Here is a 23047-nt window from a genome sequence, read left to right on the forward strand (position 1 = left end):
CTATCATTTAGATAGCTCTTTTGTTTTTTTCCAATCAATATTTTTGATTTGTTTAATAATAGGTTGAAATAAATTTCTTTTATCTTTTGGATAAATCGCATAATAACGAACATGGGCTTCTGGATCAGTAATCGGTATTAAAATACGATTATCTTCTGCCTCTTCTCTTTGAATCGTGATATTGCTTCTAAAATTAGGTAAAGCGGACATCTTTGTAAGTTCATTAAAAACAGAAGGATCGTCTTGAAATAAAAGATGTGATTCAGGAATCATACGTTGACAAACTTTATTCCAAAAACCAATACGTGTAAGAAGTAAAACACTTTGACCGTTTAAATCAGAAAAAGATATTTCTTTAAAAGGTGCTAAAGGATGTGCCGGAGGCACAGACAAATAAAGAGATTCATTTAAAAATTCTTGTGAAATATATTTTTTATCTTGTAAAGGATGATGTAAAACGATTAAAGAATAATCTCTTTTTTCTAGACCTTCAATTAATGTCTTTTCATCTTGAACTAGGGTACTTTCAATTTGGGCTTCTGTATTATTTAATAAAGCATATTCAACACCCCATAAAGGAGCTGGTGCACAAGAACCAAAAGAAATATGATTTTGACTAAGTTTTGTAAGTTCTTTAATCATTTCTTCTCGTCCATCAAGTAACTTTTGTGCAAATTCTACCGCAAGTTTTCCATTTTCATTCAATTCAATTTTATTTTTCTTACGATTAAATAAAGAAAGTCCTAAATCATCTTCTAATCTTTGCATAGATCTTGTAAGTCCTGGTTGAGAAATCAACAATTCCTCAGCGGCTTTTGAAATGGTTTTATTTTTCGCAATGGATACAAGATGTTCAAGTTGGTTAAATTCAATCATAGTTTCACGTCCTTTTCGTTATTATAACACACTATGACTTTGAGTTATAGTGAGACAATTGAATGATAATGTGCTTTTTTAATGCATATATTAAAATAAAAATATTAATAATTAGTGGAAGCCCTCGTCCAAGAGAAAATACAAAGATTGCCCTCGATGAAATGGTTAAAATCTTTGATCAAGAAGATATTGAAAGTGAAATTGAGCATGTTGGAAATAAGGATATTCGTGGATGTATTGCCTGTATATCATGTAAAGCAAGATTAGGTCATTGTGTCTTTGATGATTGTGTCAATGCGATTGATGATCAAAAGTTTGAAGAGGCAGATGGACTTGTCGTTGGAACACCTGATTATTATGGCTCTGCCAATGCGACCTTAGTTGCTTTTCTATATAATACGTCCTTTGATAAAAACGATGAAGGTTGGAATTTTATGGCAATATTTGGTAAAAAACTATCTTTGGATAGCTTTTTTTGTATAACTGACAGTTATAGTGAGATGATTTATTGATATTGTACTTTTGTTTCTTTGAAATCTACAATAAAGATGTAAGGAGGAACAAGATATGGAATATATAACTTTGGCTAATGGTTATCAACTACCGATGTTAGGATACGGTACTTTACATATACCTCCTAAACAAACAAAAGAATGTGTTTTAAAAGCTTTTGAAGCAGGTTATCGTTTGATTGATACAGCCGCTTCTTATCAAAATGAAAAAGAAATAGGGGAAGCCATTAAAGAATCAAAACTTAAAAGAGAAGAAATCTATTTGACAACAAAGGTATGGGTTCAAGATGCCGGTTATGAAAATACGTTACAGGCATTTCATCAATCATTAGAAAACTTAGGAGTTGATTATTTAGATCTTTATTTAATTCATCAACCCTATGGTGATTATTATGGCTCATGGAAAGCTGTGGAAGAACTTTATCAACAAGGCAAAATCAAAGCAATTGGTGTTTGTAACTTTTCACCAGAAAGATTCATGGATCTTTATATGAATAGTTTGATACACCCTATGATCAATCAACTTGAGTTTCATCCCTTCTATCAACAAAAAAATCAAAAATGTGTTTTAAAACAATGTGATTGTCTGTTAGAAGCATGGGGCCCTTTAAATGAAGGACAACGTGATATCTTTCATCATCCAATGTTATTAGATATTGCGAAAAAACATCAAAAATCAGTTTCACAAATTATTCTAAGATGGCATCTAGAAAATCACATTATTGCCATTCCTAAAACCACACATTTAAAGCGTATGAAAGAAAATATAGATATTTTTGATTTTCAGTTAGATAAAGAAGATAAAAAACAAATAGAACAACTTGATTTAGGTTATAGTGAAATTATTGATCATCAAAATTATATGACCGCAAAATGGCTTAATAAATATAAAATACATGATTAAAAGGAGAAAGGAATATGTTATTTTATTTTACAGGTACAGGGAATAGTTTGTATGTGGCGAGACAAATTGAAGAAAAGCCCATCAGTATCCCTCAAATCTTACATCAAGAAAACTTAAAATTTAAAGATGAAAAAATAGGAATTGTTTATCCTGTTTATGCAGGAGAAGCACCCAAAATTGTTTTAGAGTTTTTAGAAAAGGCAACATTTGAAACAGATTATTTCTATTTGATTTTAACTTATGGAAAAGATGTCACAGATGCTCCTGAATGTATAGCACGCTTATTAGAAGAAAAAGGAAGACATGTAAATTATATTCATTCTATTTTAATGGTAGATAACTACTTACCATCTTTTGATATGAATGAACAAAGAGCAATGAATAAAAATGTTGAACAACAAATCCAACAAGCACTTCAAGATATCCAAAATAAAAAAGAAGAAATTCCTGAAGCAACACAGGCAGGAAGAGATTTCCATGCTTCTGCCAAAGAAATCTTTGCGAAAAATCCAGAACTCATTAATGGTGAACAAATTACGGTAACTGATAAATGTGTTGGCTGTGGTATTTGTACAAAGGTTTGTCCAAGAGGTCTTTTCTATATTGAAGATAAAAAGGCTAAAAGAAAACAAAATACCTGTGAATTTTGCTTAGCATGTGCACAAAACTGTCCATCAAAGGCCATCATCACAAAATTGAAAGACGCCAATCCTAATGCTCGTTATAGACATGAAAAAGTAAGTCTAAAAGATATTATTGAAGCAAACCAACAAGTATAACTTCCAGTTATACTAACATGCACTATTTATATTGTACATTTATAGAATTTAAAACTAAAATAAAGATAGAAATTGGAGGAGATCATAATGAAAACATTTGAATTAAATAATAAACAAACAATCCCAGCAGTAGGATTTGGAGTCTTCATGATTCCTAATGATGGACCTACTTATGATGCAACTTTAGCAGCTTTAAAAGCAGGATATCGTCATATTGATACAGCTGCTGGTTACTGCAACGAAAGTGATGTAGGAAAAGCAATTAAAGATAGTGGTATTGATCGTTCAGAAATCTTTATTACTTCTAAATTATGGTTACAAGATTATGGTTATGAAAATGCGAAAAAAGGTATTGAAACTTCTATGAAATTATTAGGAGTAGATTATATTGATCTTTATTTATTACATCAACCTTATGGTGATTATTTAGGAGCTTGGAAAGCTTTAGAAGAAGCGTATCAAGCAGGTAAAATTAAATCTATCGGTATTTCTAATATTACTGTGAACTTATGGAATAAATTTAAAGACGGTATGACTGTAATGCCAGCAGTTAACCAAGTAGAATTTAACCCATTTGTTCAACAAAAAGAATTAAGAAAAGTAATGGCTGAAAACAATATTCGTTTAGAAGCATGGTATCCATTAGGACATGGAAATAAAGATTTATTAGAAAATGAAACAATTGTTTCATTAGCTAAAAAATATCATAAAAATGCTGGTCAAATTATCTTAAGATGGATTTATCAAGAAGGAGTTATTTCTTTACCTAAATCTACAAATGAAGAAAGAATGAAAGGAAACATTGATATCTTTGATTTTGAATTAACAGATGAAGAAATGAAAGCAATGCAAGCCTTAGATACAAACAAACCATCTCATAATCCTGAAGATCCTGCCAACGAAACACGTTTAATGGGATTAAAAATTCATGACTAATTTTATTACTTTAAACAATGGGTACCAAATCCCTCAACTTGGATTTGGTACCATTCAACAATTTGGTAAACAAATTGAAGACAATGTGGCTTTTGCCTTAAACCATGGCTATCAACTCATTGATACAGCCAACCGTTATGGAAATGAAGTTGAAGTAGGAAAAGGTTTAAAACAATCAGGATTAAAAAGAGAAGATTATTATTTAGAAACAAAATTAGGACCTACACTTTATGAAAATGATCAAGCTATTGATGATACTTTAAAAAGATTAGGCGTAGACTATATTGATGTTATGATTTTACATCATCTCGTTAATAATTATATCTATGCTTATAAGATGCTAGAAAAAGCCTATAGAGAAGGAAAAATCAAAGCGATTGGACTTTCTAATTTCCAAGTTTCACAAATTCAAGAAATCGTTGATCAATGTGAAATACCACCAATGATTATGCAAGTAGAATGTCATCCTTATTATCCAGCAGAACATGTATATGATTTTTGTAAGAAAAATCATATACAGCTTCAATCATGGTATCCTTTAGGTCACGGAAATAGTGAAATGTTAAAAGAGGCAATCTTTGTAGAACTTGCAAAGAAATATCATAAATCAACGGTACAAATTATTTTAAGATGGCATCTTCAAATGGGATTTGGTCTTGTTCCGGGAAGTAAATCATTAGATCATATTGAAGCGAACGCACAAATCTTTGATTTTGAACTAACAGATGAAGACATGAAAGAAATTGAAAAAGTGAATAAACATACACAATTTTATAAAGTGACTAAAGAATCTTTACAAAGACTTGCCACAACAAAATGTAATTTTGAAGAAGGAGAATAATTATGGAATACAAAACATTAAATAATGGAGTGAAAATGCCAGTTGTTGGTTTTGGTGTTTTCCAAGTTAAAGATGAAGAAGAATGTAAAAGAGTTGTTTTAGATGCAATCGATGCAGGATATCGTTTAATTGATACTGCACAATCTTATGGAAATGAAGAAGCTGTTGGTAAAGCAATTCAAGAAACAAATGTACCAAGAGAAGAATTATTTATTACTACTAAAGTATGGATTTCTAATTATGGTTATGAAAAGGCAAAAGCTTCCGTTGAAGAATCATTAAAGAAAATGCAATTAGATTATTTTGATTTGGTTTTATTACATCAGCCATTTAAAGATTATCATGGAGCTTATCGTGCTTTAATTGATTTGTATAAAGAAGGAAAAATTAAAGCTATTGGTGTATCTAACTTCTATCCAGATCGTTTAGTAGATTTAGCTTTAGATACAGAAGTTGTACCAGCTGTTAACCAAGTAGAAGTGAATCCTTTCCATCAACAAGATACAGCTTTAATTTACAATACAAAATACGGTGTACAATTAGAAGCATGGGCACCATTTGCGGAAGGTAAAAATGGTATCTTCACAAATGAAACACTTGTAGAAATTGGAAACAAATACAATAAATCAGTTGGACAAGTTATTTTAAGATGGCTTGTACAAAGAGGAATTGTTCCTTTAGCTAAAACAGTCAGAAAAGAAAGAATGCAAGAAAACTTAAATATCTTTGATTTTGAATTAAGTGAAGAAGATATGCAAACAATTACTTCACTTAATAAAGATACAAGTTCATTTTTCTCTCACTATGATCCAGCAACTGTAGAAATGATTTGTGGCTTAAAACGCTAGTGGAGAAAAGTTTATAGCGTGCTTGATAGTGTAAGTGGTTAGCTCTATATAAATAAAACAAAGTGATCTCTTAATGAAATTAGGTTTATATTTAAAATATGTAAGAAAATAGTGGGACGTAGTTCTCACTTTTTTGTATAACTGATAGTTATAGTGGTATGAGATATCAATAATGTACTTTTATGGGAGTGTGGATAAAATAATATTAGATAGAAATTTGATTAAAGGAGCCAGGTTATGAATGATTCAACAAAAATAAATGATATTTTAAAAAATCTGTTATTTAGCGATATAGGACAATTTTTATTCAATTACAAATAATATGACCCTAAAAGATGTAGACTATTTACTTCCTTATCATAGTCATATTGAAGTAAGTACAACTTTAGAAGTATTAGAATATTTAGAAAAGCAAAAACAAAAAAGAAATATGAAAAAGCTCTAACCCTTATGGAACCTAAAGAATGGTATAAAGCAAGTGAACTTATAAAAGATTTAGATATTAAAGAAAGAAGAACAAGAGAACTTTTAAATGAACTTGAAGAAAAAGGAGTTACTAAGGGTAAATGTTATGGGAAAAAATAATAAAAAGTGAGTTCGTGTTTATAAACATGGACTTTTTTCATTTTACATAAACTTAACATAAACCATACGTTCTTTTGATTTTTGAAAGTGTTGAAAAACACTATGATAGGAGTGTCTTAAGAAAAGGAAACAAAAATAAATAATATCTTAAGAGAAAACAAAGGAAGGTAAATAAAAAATGAAAAAGAAAGTATTAAGTGTTTTAATAGTTTTCATGATGTGTCTTGGTTTAGCCGGATGTGGCGGAGGATCAAATAGTGCATCAGATGACATTAGTGGAAAGGTAAGTTTAAATGGATCAACTTCAATGGAAAAATTCGTTAATGCCTTATCAGAAGGAATTAAAGAAAAATATCCAAACTTACAATTAGAAGCACAATTTACAGGATCTGGTGCAGGTCTAGAAGCAGTTGCTTCAAAAACAACAGATATCGGAGATTCTTCTCGTGCTTTAACAGATGAAGAAAAAGCAAAAGGATTAGAAGAAAATATTGTTGCTATCGATGGTATCGCAACAATTACAAACAAATCTAATAAAGTAACAAACTTAACTAAAGATCAATTAGCAAAAATCTATACAGGACAAATTACTAACTGGAAAGATTTAGGTGGACAAGATGAAGCAATCGTAGTTATCGGACGTGAAGCTGGTTCTGGTACGCGTGGAGCATTTGAAGAATTATTAGGAATTGAAGAACAATGTCAATATGCTCAAGAATTAAATGAAACTGGTGCTGTTCTTGCTAAAGTTGCTAAAACTTCTGGATCAATCGGTTATGTTTCATTAGATGTATTAGATGATACAGTTTCTCCTCTTCAATTAGATGGTGTTGAACCTAGTGAAAAAACTGTAAAAGATGGAAGTTATGCTTTACAAAGACCATTCGTAATGGCTACAAATGGAAAAATTAGTGAACAATCTAAACAAGTTCAAGCAGTATTTGATTTCATCAATAGTGATGCTGGACAAAAAATCATTGAAAAAGTTGGTTTAGTAACACCAAATAAATAAAAAATAAAGAGGGAAGTATTATGGAAAAAAAGTTATCAATTATTAGCCATAAGAAAGCAAAATCCCTAGTAGAAAAAACAGCCGCGATGATCTTTCGTGGCTGTGCTATTATCTCTGTTTTAGCAGTTGTTACTATTACAGGATATATGATTATTTCAGGGACACCTGCCATCTTTAAAGAAGGAATTACAGGTATTTTGTTTTCTACAACGTGGGCACCAACAGCAGCCAATCCTCAATATGGGATTGCTTATGTTATATTAACATCCATTGTTGGGGTTTTTCTAGCAATCTGTATAGGAGTACCTATTGGTTTATTTACAGCAATTAACCTTGCTGAAATTGCACCAGTAAAACTTAGAAAAATATTAAAATCAGCAATTGAATTACTTGCAGGGATTCCGTCTGTTGTCTATGGATTATTAGGTATTTTGATTGTCAATCCAATGATGTATAAATTAGAATTAATGATTTACCATGGTTCTAAAACACATCAATTTACAGGTGGGGCCAATCTTTTATCAGCTATTATCGTACTAGCAATTATGATTTTACCTACACTTATTAATATTTCAGAAACAGCCTTAAAAGCTGTACCTGATGATTATCGTAAAAGCTCACTGGCTTTAGGGGCAAGTAAAATTCAAACAATCTTTAAGGTTGTTGTACCAAGTGCTAAATCTGGAATTATGTCAGCTATTGTACTTGGTGTAGGTCGTGCTATTGGAGAAGCGATGGCTATTTTGTTAGTAGCCGGAAATGCAGTATCTCTTCCACTTCCATTTAATTCGGTACGTTTTTTAACAACAGCCATCGTTTCAGAAATGGGATATGCTAGTGGTACACATCGTCAAGTTTTATTCACAATTGGACTTGTTCTATTTATCTTTATCATGATTATTAACTTAATCTTAACATATGTTTTAAAAAGAGGTGACTTAGATGAATAATACAATATTAGAAAAAAAGAAACGTGTTAGTGATCAAATTCTCTATGCACTTATTCAATTAAGTTCATTTCTTTCAATTTTTATCTTATTAGTTATTATTGGTTATATTCTCTATCGAGGAATACCAGCCTTTGATTTTTCTTATTTAGTAAATACAACAAGTATTATTAATGATACTGTAGGTATATTACCTAATATTATTAATACACTTTATATTGTTATTGTGACACTTTTAATTGCTTGTCCAATAGGAATTGGTGGAGCAATTTATTTAAATGAATATACAAAAAATAAAAAATTCGTTAGTATCATTTCATTTACAACGGAAGTTTTAGCAGGTATTCCATCAATTATTTATGGATTATTTGGAATGTTGTTCTTTGGATCTGTTTGTCATTTAGGATTTTCAATTTTGACAGGTTCACTTACGCTTGCCATTATGATTTTACCAATCATTTCAAGAAATACCCAAACAGCTTTAGAATGTGTTCCTAAAAGCTATCGTGAAGCTGCTTTAGGAATTGGAGCAACAAAATGGTATATGATTCGTACAGTTCTTTTACCAAGTGCAATTCCTGGTATCTTAACAGGAGTCATTCTTGCGATGGGACGTATTGTTGCTGAATCCGCTGCCTTATTATTTACGGCAGGCTCAGTTGCTATTTTACCTACTAATATTTTTAAACATTTGTTAAGTAGTGGGGGAACTCTTACTATTCAATTATATTTAGAAATGGCTAAAGGTAATTATGAAGTTTCATTTGTGATTGCTCTTGTTTTAGTAGTTATTGTTTTAGGTTTAAATATGTTAGCTAAATGGATCAGTCGCAGATTTGATGTAAATAAAGGGGATAATTAAGATGGAAAATAAAATAGAAGCAAGACATCTGAATTTGTATTATGGACAAAAACATGCTTTAAAAGATGTCAGTTTAGATATTAAAGAAAATAAAATTACAGCGTTTATTGGCCCTTCAGGGTGTGGTAAATCAACATTTTTAAAAACACTAAATCGTATGAATGATTATGTTGATAACGTTAAAATTGAAGGGGATGTTATCTTAGATGGTGAAGATATTTATGATAGCCGTGTTGATACAACTTTACTTAGAAAAAAAGTTGGGATGGTTTTCCAACAACCAAATCCATTCCCTATGTCAATTTATGATAATGTCGCTTATGGACCACGTATTCATGGTATTAAAAATAAAAAACAACTTGATAAAATCGTTGAAGATAGTTTAAAAGCAGCAGCACTTTATGATGAAGTTTCAGATCGTTTACATTCAAGTGCCTTAGGTTTATCTGGTGGACAACAACAAAGATTATGTATTGCCCGTGCTTTAGCTGTACAACCAGAAGTTATCTTATTAGATGAACCAACAAGTGCCTTAGATCCGATTTCAACACTTAAAATAGAAGAACTTTTATTACAATTAAAAGATCAATATACGATTGCTATCGTTACTCATAATATGCAACAAGCAAGTCGTATTGCTGATTATACAGCCTTCTTCTTAGTAGGAGAAATGGTTGAATATGGACCGACAAAAGATGTCTTTGGTATGCCAAAAGATAAAAGAACTGAAGATTATATTACTGGTAGATTTGGATAGGGGGAAATTAGAATGCCAAGAAGTCAATTTGATCAAGAACTTAATAAGATGCATGTTGATTTAGATAGAATGTGTCATCTTGTTGTTTTAGCTATTGAAAACTGTGTTACAGCTTTTAAGGAACAAGATTATGAACTTGCCCAAGATATTATTCATGGTGATAAACAAATTAATGATGTGGAAAGATCTATTGAAGCAAAATGTTTATCATTGATTTTAAAACAACAACCCGTTGCTTCTGATTTAAGAGATGTTTCAACTGCTTTAAAAGTAGTTACTGATTTAGAAAGAATTGGAGATCAAAGTGCAGATATTGCGGAATTGATTTTAGAAATGAAAGAAATGGATAGTTTCTTAATGATTGGTCATATTCAAGATATGGCAAAAATTGCAACTAAAATGGTTAAAGAAGCTTTAGATGCTTTCCATCAACATGATTTAAACCATGCTTTAGAAGTAAAGAAGATGGATATTAAAATGGATGAATTATTTGATCAAGTTAAAAAAGATATTATTCAAATGATTAAAGAATCAAATGATAAAGGTGATTTAACAATCAATTTCTTAATGATTGCAAAGTATTTTGAAAGAATTGGTGATCATGTTGTTAATATCTGTGAATGGATTGAGTTCAACCAAACAGGAAAACTTAACAATGCGCGATTAATTTAGACCTCTTTTAGAGAGGTTTTTTCTTTATTTGATTTAAAAGGATGATTGATTTCTATATAATAAAAATATAAGGAGGTATTATTATGCTAGGTCAAATTCGTAGACATATAGCTAAAAAGAATGAGAAGCTATTTTATATTTTTGTTCTTTTTATCGTTGCCTTTGGTATAAGTATTGTTCATTATATGTTTTTAGAAAAAGATGCTGTTTTATCTTTAAAACAAGATGATGTATCTTCAACTTATTATGCAAAATATCATTACTTATCAAAAAATGTCAATAATATAACATTTTATTTTCAATATGAAAAAGATGGTGAAATTATTCAAGATGTTTTAGGCAGTTACGAAATCAATAATCATTTTGATATAAAAAATATATTTAAAGGTTATAGTGCTGATGAAGGGAAAATAACTGTGAAATTAATCGATGAAGATACATGTATTTATCTTGATTGTTCTAGCAATATAAATACCTCAAAACCAAAAACAATATCTAAAATTAATTTATTAGAAAATGAGGATTTTTCTAATTATAAATGTTATTTTATTTCAGAAAAAAGGTTAAAAGATAAAAATGTTTATACATTGATGGAAGGAGAAAGTTTGAAAAGTAATTCAAAAATAAAATTGTACTTAACTTACGAATAAAATAAGTAATAATTAGGTAAGAAAAGATGTAAAGAAATTTAATATTTTGAGTGGTTTTCTTTAGTTTTTACATGTTTTTCTTAAATTATTAAGAAAAATTTGAAATCTAAATTCATATTTTGTATCAGTTATACATTTATCGTCATGAAAAAATTATAGTTTGCTATAAATACTTCTATATATAATAGAAAATAATGCAAAAAAATAACTACCTCGAAAAGTTTTGGCGAACATTGAGGTAGTTATTTTTCTCAAGAAAATCCAAGGCTAGTCGTTTATGACTATTCCTTTTTTCATTTATATTATAATTTATGATAATTTCTGAGTCAATATCACAAAATGACAGTTTAAAAAAAGCTTTTTATGCAAATAAAGAACATCTTGTGCAATAAATATATCATTAATGCTAATCAGCGCATATAATTGTATTAATTAGGGAGGATTACCATATGAACAAGAAAAGAAATATTATAATTGGGTCAATAGTTTGTGTACTGCTTATGACAGTGGTATTTTTTGTTTTTAATCATGGAAAAAGTAATGAACAAGTTGTTACAGAATATTTTGAACTTTTAAAAAAGAAAGATTATAAACAAATGTATCAAATGTTAGACCAAAAGACAGTCTATACTCCTACACAAAAATATTTTATTGAAAAGCATAAAGAAATCTATGATGTAATAAATCCAAGTAATATACAGGTAAAAGTAATAGATGAAAAAGATAATATGGTTCAATATCAAATATCGATGGATACTGTAGCTGGAAAAGTTAAATATAAAAATAAGATTGAAATTAAAAATGAACAAATTAAATTTAATAAGCAACTTATTTTTGATGAGTTTTCTGATAAGAACAAAGTAAAAGTGATTACGACACAACCTTATAGAGGGTATATTTTAGATAGAAATGGAAAATATTTAGCTAAACAAGGAAATGCTTATTCATTTGGTCTTGTAAGAGGAAAACTTAATGGTGAAAATGATTATGCACAAATAGCTAAGTATTTAGAAACGGATGTTGAAACCATTCAAAAGAAAATGAGTGCATCTTGGATCAAAGATGATTCTTTTGTACCTATTAAAAATGTATCAGAACAAGTAAAGAATCAATTGATTCAACAAGAAATTTTAAATATTAAAGGTGTTAAAATCAATACGATTTCTATGCGTGTTTATCCTTATGATAAAATAACATCTCATATCATTGGGTATGTCCAAAATGTTAATTCAGAAGACTTAAAAAAACATAAAAATGAAGGTTATACAAGTAACTCAATAATTGGTAGAAGCGGTATTGAAGCAACATATGAAAAAGAGTTACGTGGAGAAGTAGGTGGAAAAATTGTCATTGTTGATGAAAATAATAATGTCATTAAAACAGTTGCCCAAAAAGAAGCAAAAGATGGTAAAGATATTCGTTTAACAATTGATATTGATTTACAACAAAGTCTTTATAATGAATACCAAAATGATAAAAGTGCTTCTGTTGCTTTAAATCCACAGACAGGAGAAGTTTTAGCACTTGTTTCAACGCCATCCTATTCAAATAATGATTTTGTCTTAGGACTTTCAACAGATAAATGGAATGCTTTAAATAATGATAGTAATCAACCAATGATGAGTCGTTATAAACAAACCTATACACCTGGATCAACAATGAAGCCTATTACAGCAGCTATTGGTTTAGAAACAAAGACAATTGGTCCAGATAAAGATTTAGGTGCTAAAGATAAATGGCAAAAAGATTCAAGCTGGGGAAGCTATTATGTAACAACATTACATGCTCCTTCACCTAATAATTTAAAGAATGCCATCACATATTCAGATAATGTTTATTTTGCAAGAAGTGCTTTGAATATTGGAAAAGATAATTTATTTAAATATTATAAAAACTTAAAGATTGGTGAAAAGATTCCTTTTGAACTGGCTTTAAATAGAAGTCAGTATATCAATAAAAATCAAAAAGTAAATGATCAATTCATTGCTGATAGTGGTTATGGGCAAGGACAAATTTTGATGAATCCTTTACAACTTGCAAGTATCTATAGTTCATTTGTCAATGAAGGATCAATTTATCAACCCCATATCGTTCAAGGAAAAACAAAAACATGGATTAAAAATGTCTTTTCTAAAGAAACATCACAAACAATAAAAGAAGATTTAATTAATGTTATTGCAGACGAAAAAGGAACAGGCCATAGTATTTATCATGATAATGTGGCTCTTGCTGGAAAAACAGGAACAGCAGAAATCAAACAAAGCCAAAGTGATACCACAGGAACAGAACTTGGTTGGTTTACAGTAATGACGACAGATAGTAAACAACCTCTTTTAATAACAACATTGGTCGAAGATGTTAAAGATAGAGGTGGCAGTGGTTATGTTGTTGAACATACAAAAACACCTTTAGATTTATATCTTTCTAAGTAGGTAAAAACGATGAAGAATAAGATAGTTTTAAGTTATCGATTCATTATACTAGTTTATTATTTATTGGCTTTTTTGATTGTTATTATAAATATTAATCATTTAGAAAGGGTATTAATCTATTCTTTGATTTTAATCGTTTTGTTTGGTATTGTAGTGCATATTTATATATTGAATATTCCAAAATTATTGTTGTCAAATAAGTATATTGAAAAGAATTTATCTACAGTAAAAGAAGCGATAGATAAAATTCATAATAAGTCTATTAATGACAGTTTAATAACAATATATATTTTTCTTTTAGAAATTTCTAATTATAAAGAAGAATATCAAAACTTTGTAGAACAAAATAGTAAAAGAATTTTTGATGAAAAGCAAAATAGACATTGGTATACTATAAAATTACAATATTATTATAATTTGAATAAAAAAGATGAATATTTAAAATTATATGATCCTCAATTGGATAATAAAGTTAAAAACCCACTTTTTAAAATCATGTATCTCATTTTAAATGAAGAATATGAAGAAGCTCTTGAATTATCAAAGAAGGTTACAAGTCAACAAAAAGACATAGGATATATTATGAAGTTATATTATAGAATTATTTGTTTAGAGCATTTAGAAAAAGAAAATGAATTGAATGATTGTATTAATGAGATGGTAGAATTCAATGATCAAATACATTATGTTAAAGAAATTAAAGATAAGTATAAAAAATAATAATATGGTATACTTCTTTTCGTAACTTTATTTAGAAAGAAGTGAAATATGAATGTTAATAAAGATAGTAGATGATGATCAAGTTTTTGCTAAAAAGATAGAGAGTATGGTGTATGATGGATTTAAAGATATCTTTCTTGATTATTCAATAGATTGTATAACAAGTCATTTTGAAGATCGTTATTTTGAAAAAGGAGATATTTTCTTTTTGGATATTGATTTAAAAGAAAAAAATGGCATCAAAATTGCTGAAAAAATTAGAGAGAATAATTCTAATGCAATTATTATATTTGTTTCAGCAATGAATGATATGATTTTTGATTCATTAATTGTACAACCTTTTTACTTTATTAGAAAAGATAATTTTGATAGAGATATGAAAATAGCATGTACTCTAATTCAAAAATATATTAATAAAAATCATAAAATTATTACTTTTGATTTAAATGGTAGAAAAACCTCTATGCAATTATCAGATATCATTTATTTAGAATCCTTTTTACATGAAATTACGATTCATGCACCATTTAATGATTATAAATATTCGAGTACTTTTAATAAAATGATGTCACTTATTAATTCTACGAATATCATTAGAATTCAAAAATCCTATGCAGTTAATTTATTTTGGGTTAAAGAAATTTATAAAGAAGAGTTATTATTGAGAAATGGAGTTACTTTAAAGATTGGAAAGAAGTATCAACAAGATGTAATTGCATCGTATAAGGAGTATTTATTAAAATGATGTATTTCTTTTTAGATTATTTAGAAGTGTTATTAGGCTCCTTATTGATATGTGTCTTTTGTGATATAGAGGATAAGAAAAGATTTTGTTTAATAACATCTATTATTAATTTTTTCATTATGCAGTTCTTACAAAAATATAATTTATTTGGGAATGTGCTAGTGTATGCTATAGGTATTATAAGTTTTATTTTTGTCTCTTTAATGAAAAAGAAATTTGTTCTTTTTAATTTTATTCTTTGTATATTGCCTTCGTGGATTTCTGTTTTTACTTCAACATGTGTTATTCTTTTAATTAAAATAGTTGCACATCTCTCTGTTGTTGAAATCATGGAATCCTATAAAATAATGGTTATGTTTACAGCAAGGATTTTGTTTTTTGTAATCATTATAATAATTGAAATTTTTAAATCTAAAATAAATAATGCAATCATTGAAAAAAATAAATTTTTATTATCAGTAATCATGATGCTGATTTTTGGAATATATGTCATTTTGTTAAATAATGTAGGCCACATGCAAAAAACAATAGATGATATCTATTTAGTTTTACTTTTGTTAACAGTTTTATTTTTTGTGGTATGTATTTTATTTATACATATGACACGACTCTATAATGAAAAAACAGAATATGTGTTAAAAAATAAAGAATTGGAATACATAGAAAAAAATAAGTCTTTAGTTCATTATCTTCATGATAATGTTATGAAAATACAGCATTCTTTAAGATATGGATTGATTTTGATAGAAAATAATATAGATGATCAAAAATATGAAGATGCAAAAAATCAGGTAGAGCATTTTTATGATTTGTTAGATGAGAAAACAAATATCATGACAAATAATTATATATTTGATACATTATTGAATGATTATATTTTCCTAATAAAATCTCAATTTGATACAAAAGTAAAATTATTGATAAATATCGGAAATGATTCGTTTTTTAAAGATTTTAATAATTGTGATAAAATAATTAATACTATTTCCAATTTTTTTGAACAATCAGATAAAACATATTTAGAAATAAAATTGATTGAACATGAAGCATATGTTCAATTAGATTTATTTGTAGAAAATAAAGAAAATAACATTGATAAAATAAATCAAGATATGAATGTTGAATATTTTGAAGATTATGCACATCTAAAAGTGATTTTTGACAAATAACCGTTTGAGCTTATACATCGTATAAGTTCTTTTATTTCTAATCAACTTTTAACCTAAACTTAACATAACCCCCCCTTTGCTATGTTAAGATAATGTAAAGGATGTGGAAATAATGAAAGAATGTATATATGTAGTAGAAGATGATGAAAATATTAGAGAAATTATAGATTTAGCTTTAACAAGTGCAGGTTATACTGTTAAACAATATTCAAATGCTTTAGATGCTTTAGAAAATATGAAAACAGATCAAGTGGATCTAGCTGTTTTTGATTTAATGTTACCTGGCATTTCAGGAATTGATGCTATCAAAAAGATACGTGAAACTGATCAAGAATTACCTATTTTGATTTTAAGTGCGAAGGACCGAGAAATTGATAAAGTCAATGGTTTAGATAGTGGTAGTGATGATTATATGACAAAACCTTTTGGGGTTTTAGAATTACAAGCAAGAGTACGTTCTTTGCTTAGAAGACATGCTCCTAAAGCAGCGCCGATTATTGAAAGTCAAACCTTAAAAATTGATAAACAAACAAGAACAGTGATGCATAATGGACAAGTCATGGAACTTACAAATAAAGAATATCAGTTACTTCTTTATTTAGTAGAAAATCATACACGTGTAGTCGAAAGAGATGAAATTTTAAATCATATTTGGGGTTATGATTTTATAGGTGAATCAAGAGTTTTAGATGTGCATATTCGTGCTTTAAGAGCCAAATTGGATGATGATGGAAGTAAGTATATTAAAACTATTAGAGGTGTAGGATACCGCTATGTTGAGGAAGTGAAATAAGATGAATAAAGCTCTATTTAAATATTTTGCAACAGTTTTAATTATTACGTTATTATTTTCTTCAAGTGTTTCAATGGTGATTCTTTCTGATCAAATGATGCAAACAACAAGAAAAGATATGTACTATACGGTAAAGCTTGTAGAAAATCAAATTGATTACCAAAAACCATTAGAAAAACAAATAGATAAATTAAATGATTTAGCTTATACAAAAGATACACGTTTAACAATTATTGATAAAGAAGGAAATGTTTTAGCGGATAGTGATAAAGAGGGGATTCAAGAAAATCATAGTGGACGTAGTGAATTTAAAGAAGCTTTAAGTGATCAGTTTGGTTATGCGACACGTTATTCTTCAACTGTTAAAAAGAATATGATGTATGTGGCTTATTATCATCGTGGTTATGTTGTTCGTATTGCGATTCCTTATAATGGTATCTTTGATAATATAGGACCACTTTTAGAACCATTATTTATTAGTGCTGCTTTATCATTATGTGTTGCTTTAGCTCTTTCTTATCGTTTTTCTAGAACACTTACGAAACCATTAGAGGAAATTAGTGAAGAGGTTTCTAAAATCAATGATAATCGTTATTTAAGTTTTGATCATTATCAATATGATGAATTTAATGTTATTGCGACAAAGCTTAAAGAACAAGCAGATACAATAAGAAAAACACTAAAAACTTTGAAAAATGAAAGATTAAAAATAAATAGTATTCTTGATAAAATGAATGAAGGGTTCATTTTATTAGATACAAATTATGAAATACTTATGGTCAATAAAAAAGCTAAACAACTTTTTAGTGATAAAATGGAAGTGAATCAACCTATCCAAGATTTTATCTTCGATCACCAAATTATAGATCAATTAGAAAATATCGGTGTAGAACCTAAAATCGTTACTCTAAAAAAAGATGAAGAAGTCTATGATTGCCATCTTGCTAAAGTAGAATATGGAGTGACTTTGCTCTTTGTAAATGTTACTGAATCTGTTAATGCTACAAAAATGAGACAAGAATTTTTTTCAAATGTTTCTCATGAACTTAAAACACCTATGACATCCATTAGAGGTTATAGTGAATTATTACGAGCAGGAATGATTGATGATCCTAAAGTAAGAAAACAAGCATTGGATAAAATACAAAAAGAAGTTGATCATATGTCACAATTGATAGGTGATATTTTAATGATTTCAAGACTTGAAAACAAAGATATTGAAGTCATTAAACATCCTGTTCATCTCCAACCAATTGTTGATGATATTTTAGAATCATTAAAAGTAGAAATAGAAAAAAGAGAAATTACAGTAGAATGTGATTTAACATCACAAACTTATCTAGCAAATCATCAACACATCCAACAATTGATGAACAACCTTATTAATAATGCTGTTAAATATAATAAACAAAAAGGAAGTTTAAATATTCATTCTTATCTTGTTGATCAAGACTACATTATTGAAGTAAGTGATACAGGTCGTGGAATTTCACTTATTGATCAAGGGCGTGTCTTTGAACGTTTCTTTAGATGTGATGCAGGGCGTGATAAGGAAACAGGTGGTACAGGTCTTGGACTTGCAATTGTAAAACACATTGTTCAATATTATAAAGGAACAATTCATTTAGAAAGTGAATTAGGTAAAGGAACAACCTTTAAGGTTGTCTTACCAATCATTAAGGACTCATTGTAGTCCTTTTTTTATGAAAAAGTATCTAACTTGATAAAATGTGTAATTTTACATATTTTATCAAGTTGAAGGGTGTTGTTACTCATTTTCAAGATATTTTGAATATGTTAAAATGTCATAAAAGAGAGGTAGAAAAAATGCTTCAACAAGAAAGACATGAACAAATACTGGCAAGATTAAATACAGAAGGAAAAGTAAAAGTTAAAGAACTCGCAAATGATTTCGAAGTCACAGAAGATTGCATTCGTAAAGATTTAACGGCTCTAGAAAAAGAAGGACTTTTAAAACGTATTCATGGAGGAGCTATGCAAGTAAGAAAGAATCTCCATGCTTACCATGTAGATGAACGTATGAGTGTACGTTTATCACAAAAGAAAATCATCGCGAAAAAAGCAGTTGAATTGATTGAAGAAAATACGGTGATTTTTTTAGGAATCTCTACAGTGAATTTAGAACTTGCCAAGTGTATTTATCAAAAAAATATATCACTTACAATTATTACAAATATGATTGATATTATGCAATTATTTAGACATGGGGAACATAAAGTAAATCTTATTTTCATTGGAGGACATTTTAATCGCGCTAAAGATGGTTTTATAGGTACTCTTGCAATTGAACAAATTCACAATTATCGTTTTGATCTTTCTTTTATCGGTACAGTAGGAATGAATATCCATGATGGAAAAGTAACCACATATGATGTCGAAGATGGTCTTACAAAAAAAGAAGTCATGGATGCAAGTAAAAAATGTTATCTTGTGGCCGAAAATGAAAAACTCAATTTAGATGGGAATTATGTTTTTGGGCATTTAAGTGAATTTACTGGATATATTGGTGAACAAGAGTTAGGAAGTCCTTTTAAGGAAAAACTAATGGAGTATGGATTAGAAATCATTTAATGATTTCTTTTTTTATAAAAAATCAATAAAACAATTATTGAAATTTATTGTTTTATTGATTTATAATAGCCTTGTAATAAGAAAAAACAATAAAAGGAGGCGTGTTATGAATTGTTTATATCAAACAAAAAGAATTTCTGATTTAAAAGAAAAGATGTTGAGCAGTAAACGTTATGCTTCTATTGAACAGGCACGAATCATTACACGTGTTTATCAAGAAAATGAGAAATTATCTCTTCCTAAAAAAAGAGCTCTTTCTTTAAAAGCAGCATTAGAGGAATTAGAGATTTCTGTTGAAGATGAAGAGTTGATTGTTGGAAATCGTACAAAGGGTATACGTTATGGTGTTGTTTTTCCTGAAAGTGGTTGTTCGTGGATCAATCAAGAATTTGAAACGTTACCAACAAGACCACAAGATCAGTTTTTAGTAAAAGAAGAAGATATTAAAGAATTTAGAGAAAAGATTTATCCTTATTGGAAAGGAAAATCTTTAGAAGATGCAATTAAAGGAACTTATGGAATAGAAATTAATGGAATAAGTAAAGTGGTAAAAATTAATCAAAAAGATCATGCTCAAGGTCATATTTGTCCTGATAGTGCTTTATGGTTAAAACTTGGTCCTCAAGGTTTAATGGAAAAAGCAAAAAAAAAATTAAAGAATTGTAAAGATGAACAAAAAGAATTTTATGAATGTACGATTCTTGTATTAGAAGGGGCAGTTCATTTTATGCAAAGATATCATGATTTGATTGAAAGTGAAAAAATCGAATCATTAAAAGAAGTGGGAAAGATTTGTATGAAGCTTTCTAAAAGACCTCCAGAAACTTTTCATGAAGCGGTGCAATCTTTGTGGTTTTTATTTGTGATATTACATATGGAATCCAATGCTTCTTCTTTTTCACCAGGGAGAATGGATCAATATCTTTATCCTTATTATCAAAGAGATATAGAAAAAGGAATTCTTACTAAACAAGAAGCTTTAGAAATATTAGAATGTTTGTGGTTGAAATTTAATCAAGTTGTTTATTTAAGAAATCAAAATAGTGCTAAATATTTTGCTGGATTTCCAATTGGTTTTAACATTGCTATTGGAGGTGTAGATGAAAAGGGAAATGATACATATAATGAGCTTTCTTTACTTTGTTTAAAAGCACAAGAGCATTTAGGATTACCACAACCTAATTTATCTGTAAGACTTAATAAAAATTCTAGCCATGAATTAATGCAAGCTGCTATTAAAGTTGTTTCACTTGGAAGTGGTATGCCACAATTTTTCAATGATGAAGCTATTATTCAACCAATGATTGAAGATTTAGGAATTGAAGAAAAAGATGCACGTAATTATGCTATTGTTGGATGTGTTGAACTGACAACACATGGCAACAATTTAGGATGGTCTGATGCAGCCATGTTTAATTTAAATAAAGCATTAGAACTTACTTTGAATCATGGAAAATGTTTACTAACAAAGCAACAAATAGGATTAGATTTAGGAAGTTTAGAAACATATCAAACCTATCAAGATTTAGAAAATGCTTTTCAAAAACAAATTGATTATTTTATTGATAAAATGATGGCTGCAGAAAAGATTGTAGAAAAAGCACATCAAGATTATTTACCAACAGCTTTTCTATCTACTGTTATTGATGATTGTTTAGAAAAAGGATTAGATGTTACTAAAGGTGGAGCTAAATATAATCTATCGGGTATTCAAATGATTCAAGTAGCCAATCTTGTAGATTCTCTAGCAGCTATTAAACAACTTGTTTATGATGATAAAATGATAAGTCAACATGATTTATTAAATGCTTTACAAGAAGATTTTAAAGGCTATGAAATCATACAAATAATGCTTTTAAATAAAGTGCCTAAATATGGAAACGACGTAAAGTGGGTCGATGAGCTTGGAAATCAATGGGCATGTTACTTTAGAGAAAAGATGAAACGTTATACAAATTATCGAGGAGGTCCTTATCATACAGGAATGTATACTGTTTCTGCACATGTTCCAATGGGTGAAAATGTAGGAGCATCACCAGATGGCAGAAATGCTTTAAAACCACTTGCTGATGGAGGTATGTCACCTGTCTATGGTAGAGATCTACAAGGCCCAACAGCTGCTTTAAAATCTGTTTCAAAACTTAATAATTCATGTACGACGAATGGTGGTCTTTTAAATATGAAATTCTTACCAGAATTTTTTAAAACAGAAACAGGCTGTTTGAAATTTGAAAATTTCTTACGTGCTTTTGTGGATTTAAAAGTACCTCATATACAATTTAATGTTATTAGAAAAGAAGATTTGCTTGATGCTAAAGTTCATCCTGAAAATCATCAATCGTTGACAATTCGTGTTGCTGGTTATACAGCATACTTTGTTGAACTTGCTGGCAAGCTACAAGATGAAATTATTGAAAGAACAACTTATGAAAATATCTAAAGCATTGGTTTTTGATATTAAAAGATTTGCAATACATGATGGGAGTGGTTTAAGAACAACAGTTTTTTTTAAGGGGTGTCCACTTCGTTGTCTATGGTGTCAAAATCCAGAAGGATTAAACACTCAAAGACAAGTCATCTATTTTAAAAATAAATGTATTCATTGTAGATGTTGTCAACAATTCAAAGAACAAATTAATTATCAAAACGATCGTCCGTATTTTCAAAATCATCAAGACTTTGATCAAGTTATTAAAACATGTCCTAGTAGTGCTATTCAATATGATAGTCAAGAGTATACTTTAGATAAATTAATGAATAAAATTAAAGAGGATGAAGTTTTCTTTCAACATGGAGGAGGTGTTACATTTTCTGGTGGAGAACCCTTTATGCAAGGTGAATTTCTTATTAAAATTTTAAAAAGATGTCAGAAAGAAAAGATTCATACAGCTATTGAAACATCATTTTATACATCATTAGAACTTATAAAAAAGGCATTGCCTTATTTAGATTTAGTTTATATAGATTTAAAAATATTTGATGAGCAAAAACATCAGGCCTGTACAAATGTATCATCACAACTTATTAAAGAAAATATTCGTTATGTTTTACAAAGTGAATATAAAGATAAAGTGATCATTAGAACACCACTGATTCCAACAATGAGTGCAACGGATGAAAATATTCATCAAATCGTAAAATTTTTAATTCAAATAAATCCAGAAGTAAAATATGAGATGCTGAATTATAATCCTTTAGCTTCAGCTAAATATGAACTTGTGAATTTAAAATACGGATTAGAATCATATCAAATGTTTACCAAGCAACAAATGCAACATTTTTATGATGTTGCTTTACAAGCAGGAATAAAAAACTTAATAAAAGAATAGGAGAAAAGAAAATGGAATTTATAATTGATACAGTAAACTTAGAAGATATAAAAGAAGCAGTAGAATATATGCCAATTGTAGGAGTA

Annotated in this window: 23 protein-coding genes; 22 read left to right on the forward strand and 1 reads right to left on the reverse strand. The window is 28.7% G+C overall.

Annotation, left to right across the window (positions count from 1 at the left end):
- Window positions 1-3: 3 nt before the first annotated feature.
- Window positions 4-876 carry a LysR family transcriptional regulator gene (locus OCV55_RS09635; RefSeq protein ID WP_147580478.1) on the reverse strand — a complete coding sequence of 291 codons (873 nt, stop codon included), beginning with the start codon at window positions 874-876 and terminating at the stop codon, window positions 4-6.
- 62 nt (window positions 877-938) lie between these two features.
- On the opposite strand from OCV55_RS09635, the gene OCV55_RS09640 reads away from it, so the two are divergent.
- The 22 genes from OCV55_RS09640 to OCV55_RS09745 all read left to right on the forward strand — a co-directional run bounded on the left by OCV55_RS09640 (window position 939) and on the right by OCV55_RS09745 (window position 22961).
- Complete coding sequence (locus OCV55_RS09640; protein WP_256186972.1) at window positions 939-1388, forward strand: flavodoxin family protein; 450 nt, start codon at window positions 939-941, stop codon at window positions 1386-1388.
- A gap of 55 nt (window positions 1389-1443) precedes the next feature.
- Window positions 1444-2292 (forward strand): aldo/keto reductase, encoded by an 849-nt coding sequence (locus OCV55_RS09645; RefSeq protein WP_147580479.1) that lies wholly within the window; start codon window positions 1444-1446, stop codon window positions 2290-2292.
- Between the two features lie 14 nt (window positions 2293-2306).
- On the forward strand, window positions 2307-3071 hold the full coding sequence (locus OCV55_RS09650; protein ID WP_147580480.1) for an EFR1 family ferrodoxin: 765 nt from the start codon (window positions 2307-2309) through the stop codon (window positions 3069-3071).
- Window positions 3072-3158: 87 nt separating this feature from the next.
- The gene (locus OCV55_RS09655; RefSeq protein WP_147580481.1) at window positions 3159-4007 is read left to right on the forward strand and encodes an aldo/keto reductase; all 849 of its coding nucleotides are present in this window, start codon (window positions 3159-3161) and stop codon (window positions 4005-4007) included.
- The gene (locus OCV55_RS09660; RefSeq protein ID WP_147580482.1) at window positions 4000-4848 is read left to right on the forward strand and encodes an aldo/keto reductase; all 849 of its coding nucleotides are present in this window, start codon (window positions 4000-4002) and stop codon (window positions 4846-4848) included. Before OCV55_RS09655 ends, OCV55_RS09660 begins: the two co-directional genes overlap by 8 nt.
- Before the next feature lie 2 nt (window positions 4849-4850).
- Window positions 4851-5696, forward strand: coding sequence for an aldo/keto reductase (locus OCV55_RS09665; RefSeq protein ID WP_147580483.1), 846 nt, complete (start codon window positions 4851-4853; stop codon window positions 5694-5696).
- A gap of 450 nt (window positions 5697-6146) precedes the next feature.
- The gene (locus tag OCV55_RS09670; RefSeq protein WP_256186967.1) at window positions 6147-6281 is read left to right on the forward strand and encodes a hypothetical protein; all 135 of its coding nucleotides are present in this window, start codon (window positions 6147-6149) and stop codon (window positions 6279-6281) included.
- A gap of 178 nt (window positions 6282-6459) precedes the next feature.
- A complete protein-coding gene (locus OCV55_RS09675; protein ID WP_147580484.1) occupies window positions 6460-7293 on the forward strand; it encodes a phosphate ABC transporter substrate-binding protein in 834 nt (277 codons plus the stop codon).
- A gap of 20 nt (window positions 7294-7313) precedes the next feature.
- A complete protein-coding gene (gene pstC / locus OCV55_RS09680; protein WP_147580485.1) occupies window positions 7314-8243 on the forward strand; it encodes a phosphate ABC transporter permease subunit PstC in 930 nt (309 codons plus the stop codon).
- Window positions 8236-9102 carry a phosphate ABC transporter permease PstA gene (pstA, locus tag OCV55_RS09685; RefSeq protein WP_147580486.1) on the forward strand — a complete coding sequence of 289 codons (867 nt, stop codon included), beginning with the start codon at window positions 8236-8238 and terminating at the stop codon, window positions 9100-9102. The genes pstC and pstA overlap by 8 nt, the downstream gene beginning before the upstream one ends.
- Window position 9103: 1 nt before the next feature.
- Complete coding sequence (gene pstB / locus OCV55_RS09690; RefSeq protein WP_106988360.1) at window positions 9104-9859, forward strand: phosphate ABC transporter ATP-binding protein PstB; 756 nt, start codon at window positions 9104-9106, stop codon at window positions 9857-9859.
- A gap of 12 nt (window positions 9860-9871) precedes the next feature.
- Window positions 9872-10531 (forward strand): phosphate signaling complex protein PhoU, encoded by a 660-nt coding sequence (gene phoU / locus OCV55_RS09695; protein WP_147580487.1) that lies wholly within the window; start codon window positions 9872-9874, stop codon window positions 10529-10531.
- Between the two features lie 83 nt (window positions 10532-10614).
- Window positions 10615-11181, forward strand: coding sequence for a hypothetical protein (locus OCV55_RS09700; protein WP_147580488.1), 567 nt, complete (start codon window positions 10615-10617; stop codon window positions 11179-11181).
- Between the two features lie 449 nt (window positions 11182-11630).
- On the forward strand, window positions 11631-13613 hold the full coding sequence (locus OCV55_RS09705; protein ID WP_147580489.1) for a penicillin-binding transpeptidase domain-containing protein: 1983 nt from the start codon (window positions 11631-11633) through the stop codon (window positions 13611-13613).
- Between the two features lie 9 nt (window positions 13614-13622).
- Window positions 13623-14333 (forward strand): hypothetical protein, encoded by a 711-nt coding sequence (locus tag OCV55_RS09710; protein WP_032090839.1) that lies wholly within the window; start codon window positions 13623-13625, stop codon window positions 14331-14333.
- A 52-nt stretch (window positions 14334-14385) separates the two neighbouring features.
- Window positions 14386-15078, forward strand: a complete 693-nt coding sequence (locus tag OCV55_RS09715) for a LytR/AlgR family response regulator transcription factor (RefSeq protein ID WP_147580490.1) — start codon at window positions 14386-14388, stop codon at window positions 15076-15078.
- A gap of 515 nt (window positions 15079-15593) precedes the next feature.
- Entirely contained in the window at window positions 15594-16247 is a 654-nt protein-coding gene (locus OCV55_RS09720) for a hypothetical protein (RefSeq protein ID WP_147580491.1), read from the forward strand.
- Window positions 16248-16359: 112 nt separating this feature from the next.
- Entirely contained in the window at window positions 16360-17040 is a 681-nt protein-coding gene (locus OCV55_RS09725) for a response regulator transcription factor (protein ID WP_032090836.1), read from the forward strand.
- A 1-nt stretch (window position 17041) separates the two neighbouring features.
- Window positions 17042-18733, forward strand: coding sequence for a sensor histidine kinase (locus tag OCV55_RS09730; protein ID WP_147580492.1), 1692 nt, complete (start codon window positions 17042-17044; stop codon window positions 18731-18733).
- A 134-nt stretch (window positions 18734-18867) separates the two neighbouring features.
- Entirely contained in the window at window positions 18868-19632 is a 765-nt protein-coding gene (locus tag OCV55_RS09735) for a DeoR/GlpR family DNA-binding transcription regulator (RefSeq protein ID WP_147580493.1), read from the forward strand.
- A 106-nt stretch (window positions 19633-19738) separates the two neighbouring features.
- The gene (locus tag OCV55_RS09740; RefSeq protein WP_147580494.1) at window positions 19739-22072 is read left to right on the forward strand and encodes a glycyl radical protein; all 2334 of its coding nucleotides are present in this window, start codon (window positions 19739-19741) and stop codon (window positions 22070-22072) included.
- A complete protein-coding gene (locus OCV55_RS09745; protein WP_267309897.1) occupies window positions 22035-22961 on the forward strand; it encodes a glycyl-radical enzyme activating protein in 927 nt (308 codons plus the stop codon). The genes OCV55_RS09740 and OCV55_RS09745 overlap by 38 nt, the downstream gene beginning before the upstream one ends.
- Window positions 22962-23047 lie beyond the last annotated feature (86 nt).

Origin of the sequence: [Clostridium] ammoniilyticum (genome assembly GCF_025566905.1) — a bacterium.
GTDB lineage: Bacteria > Bacillota_I > Bacilli_A > Erysipelotrichales > Coprobacillaceae > Faecalibacillus > Faecalibacillus intestinalis.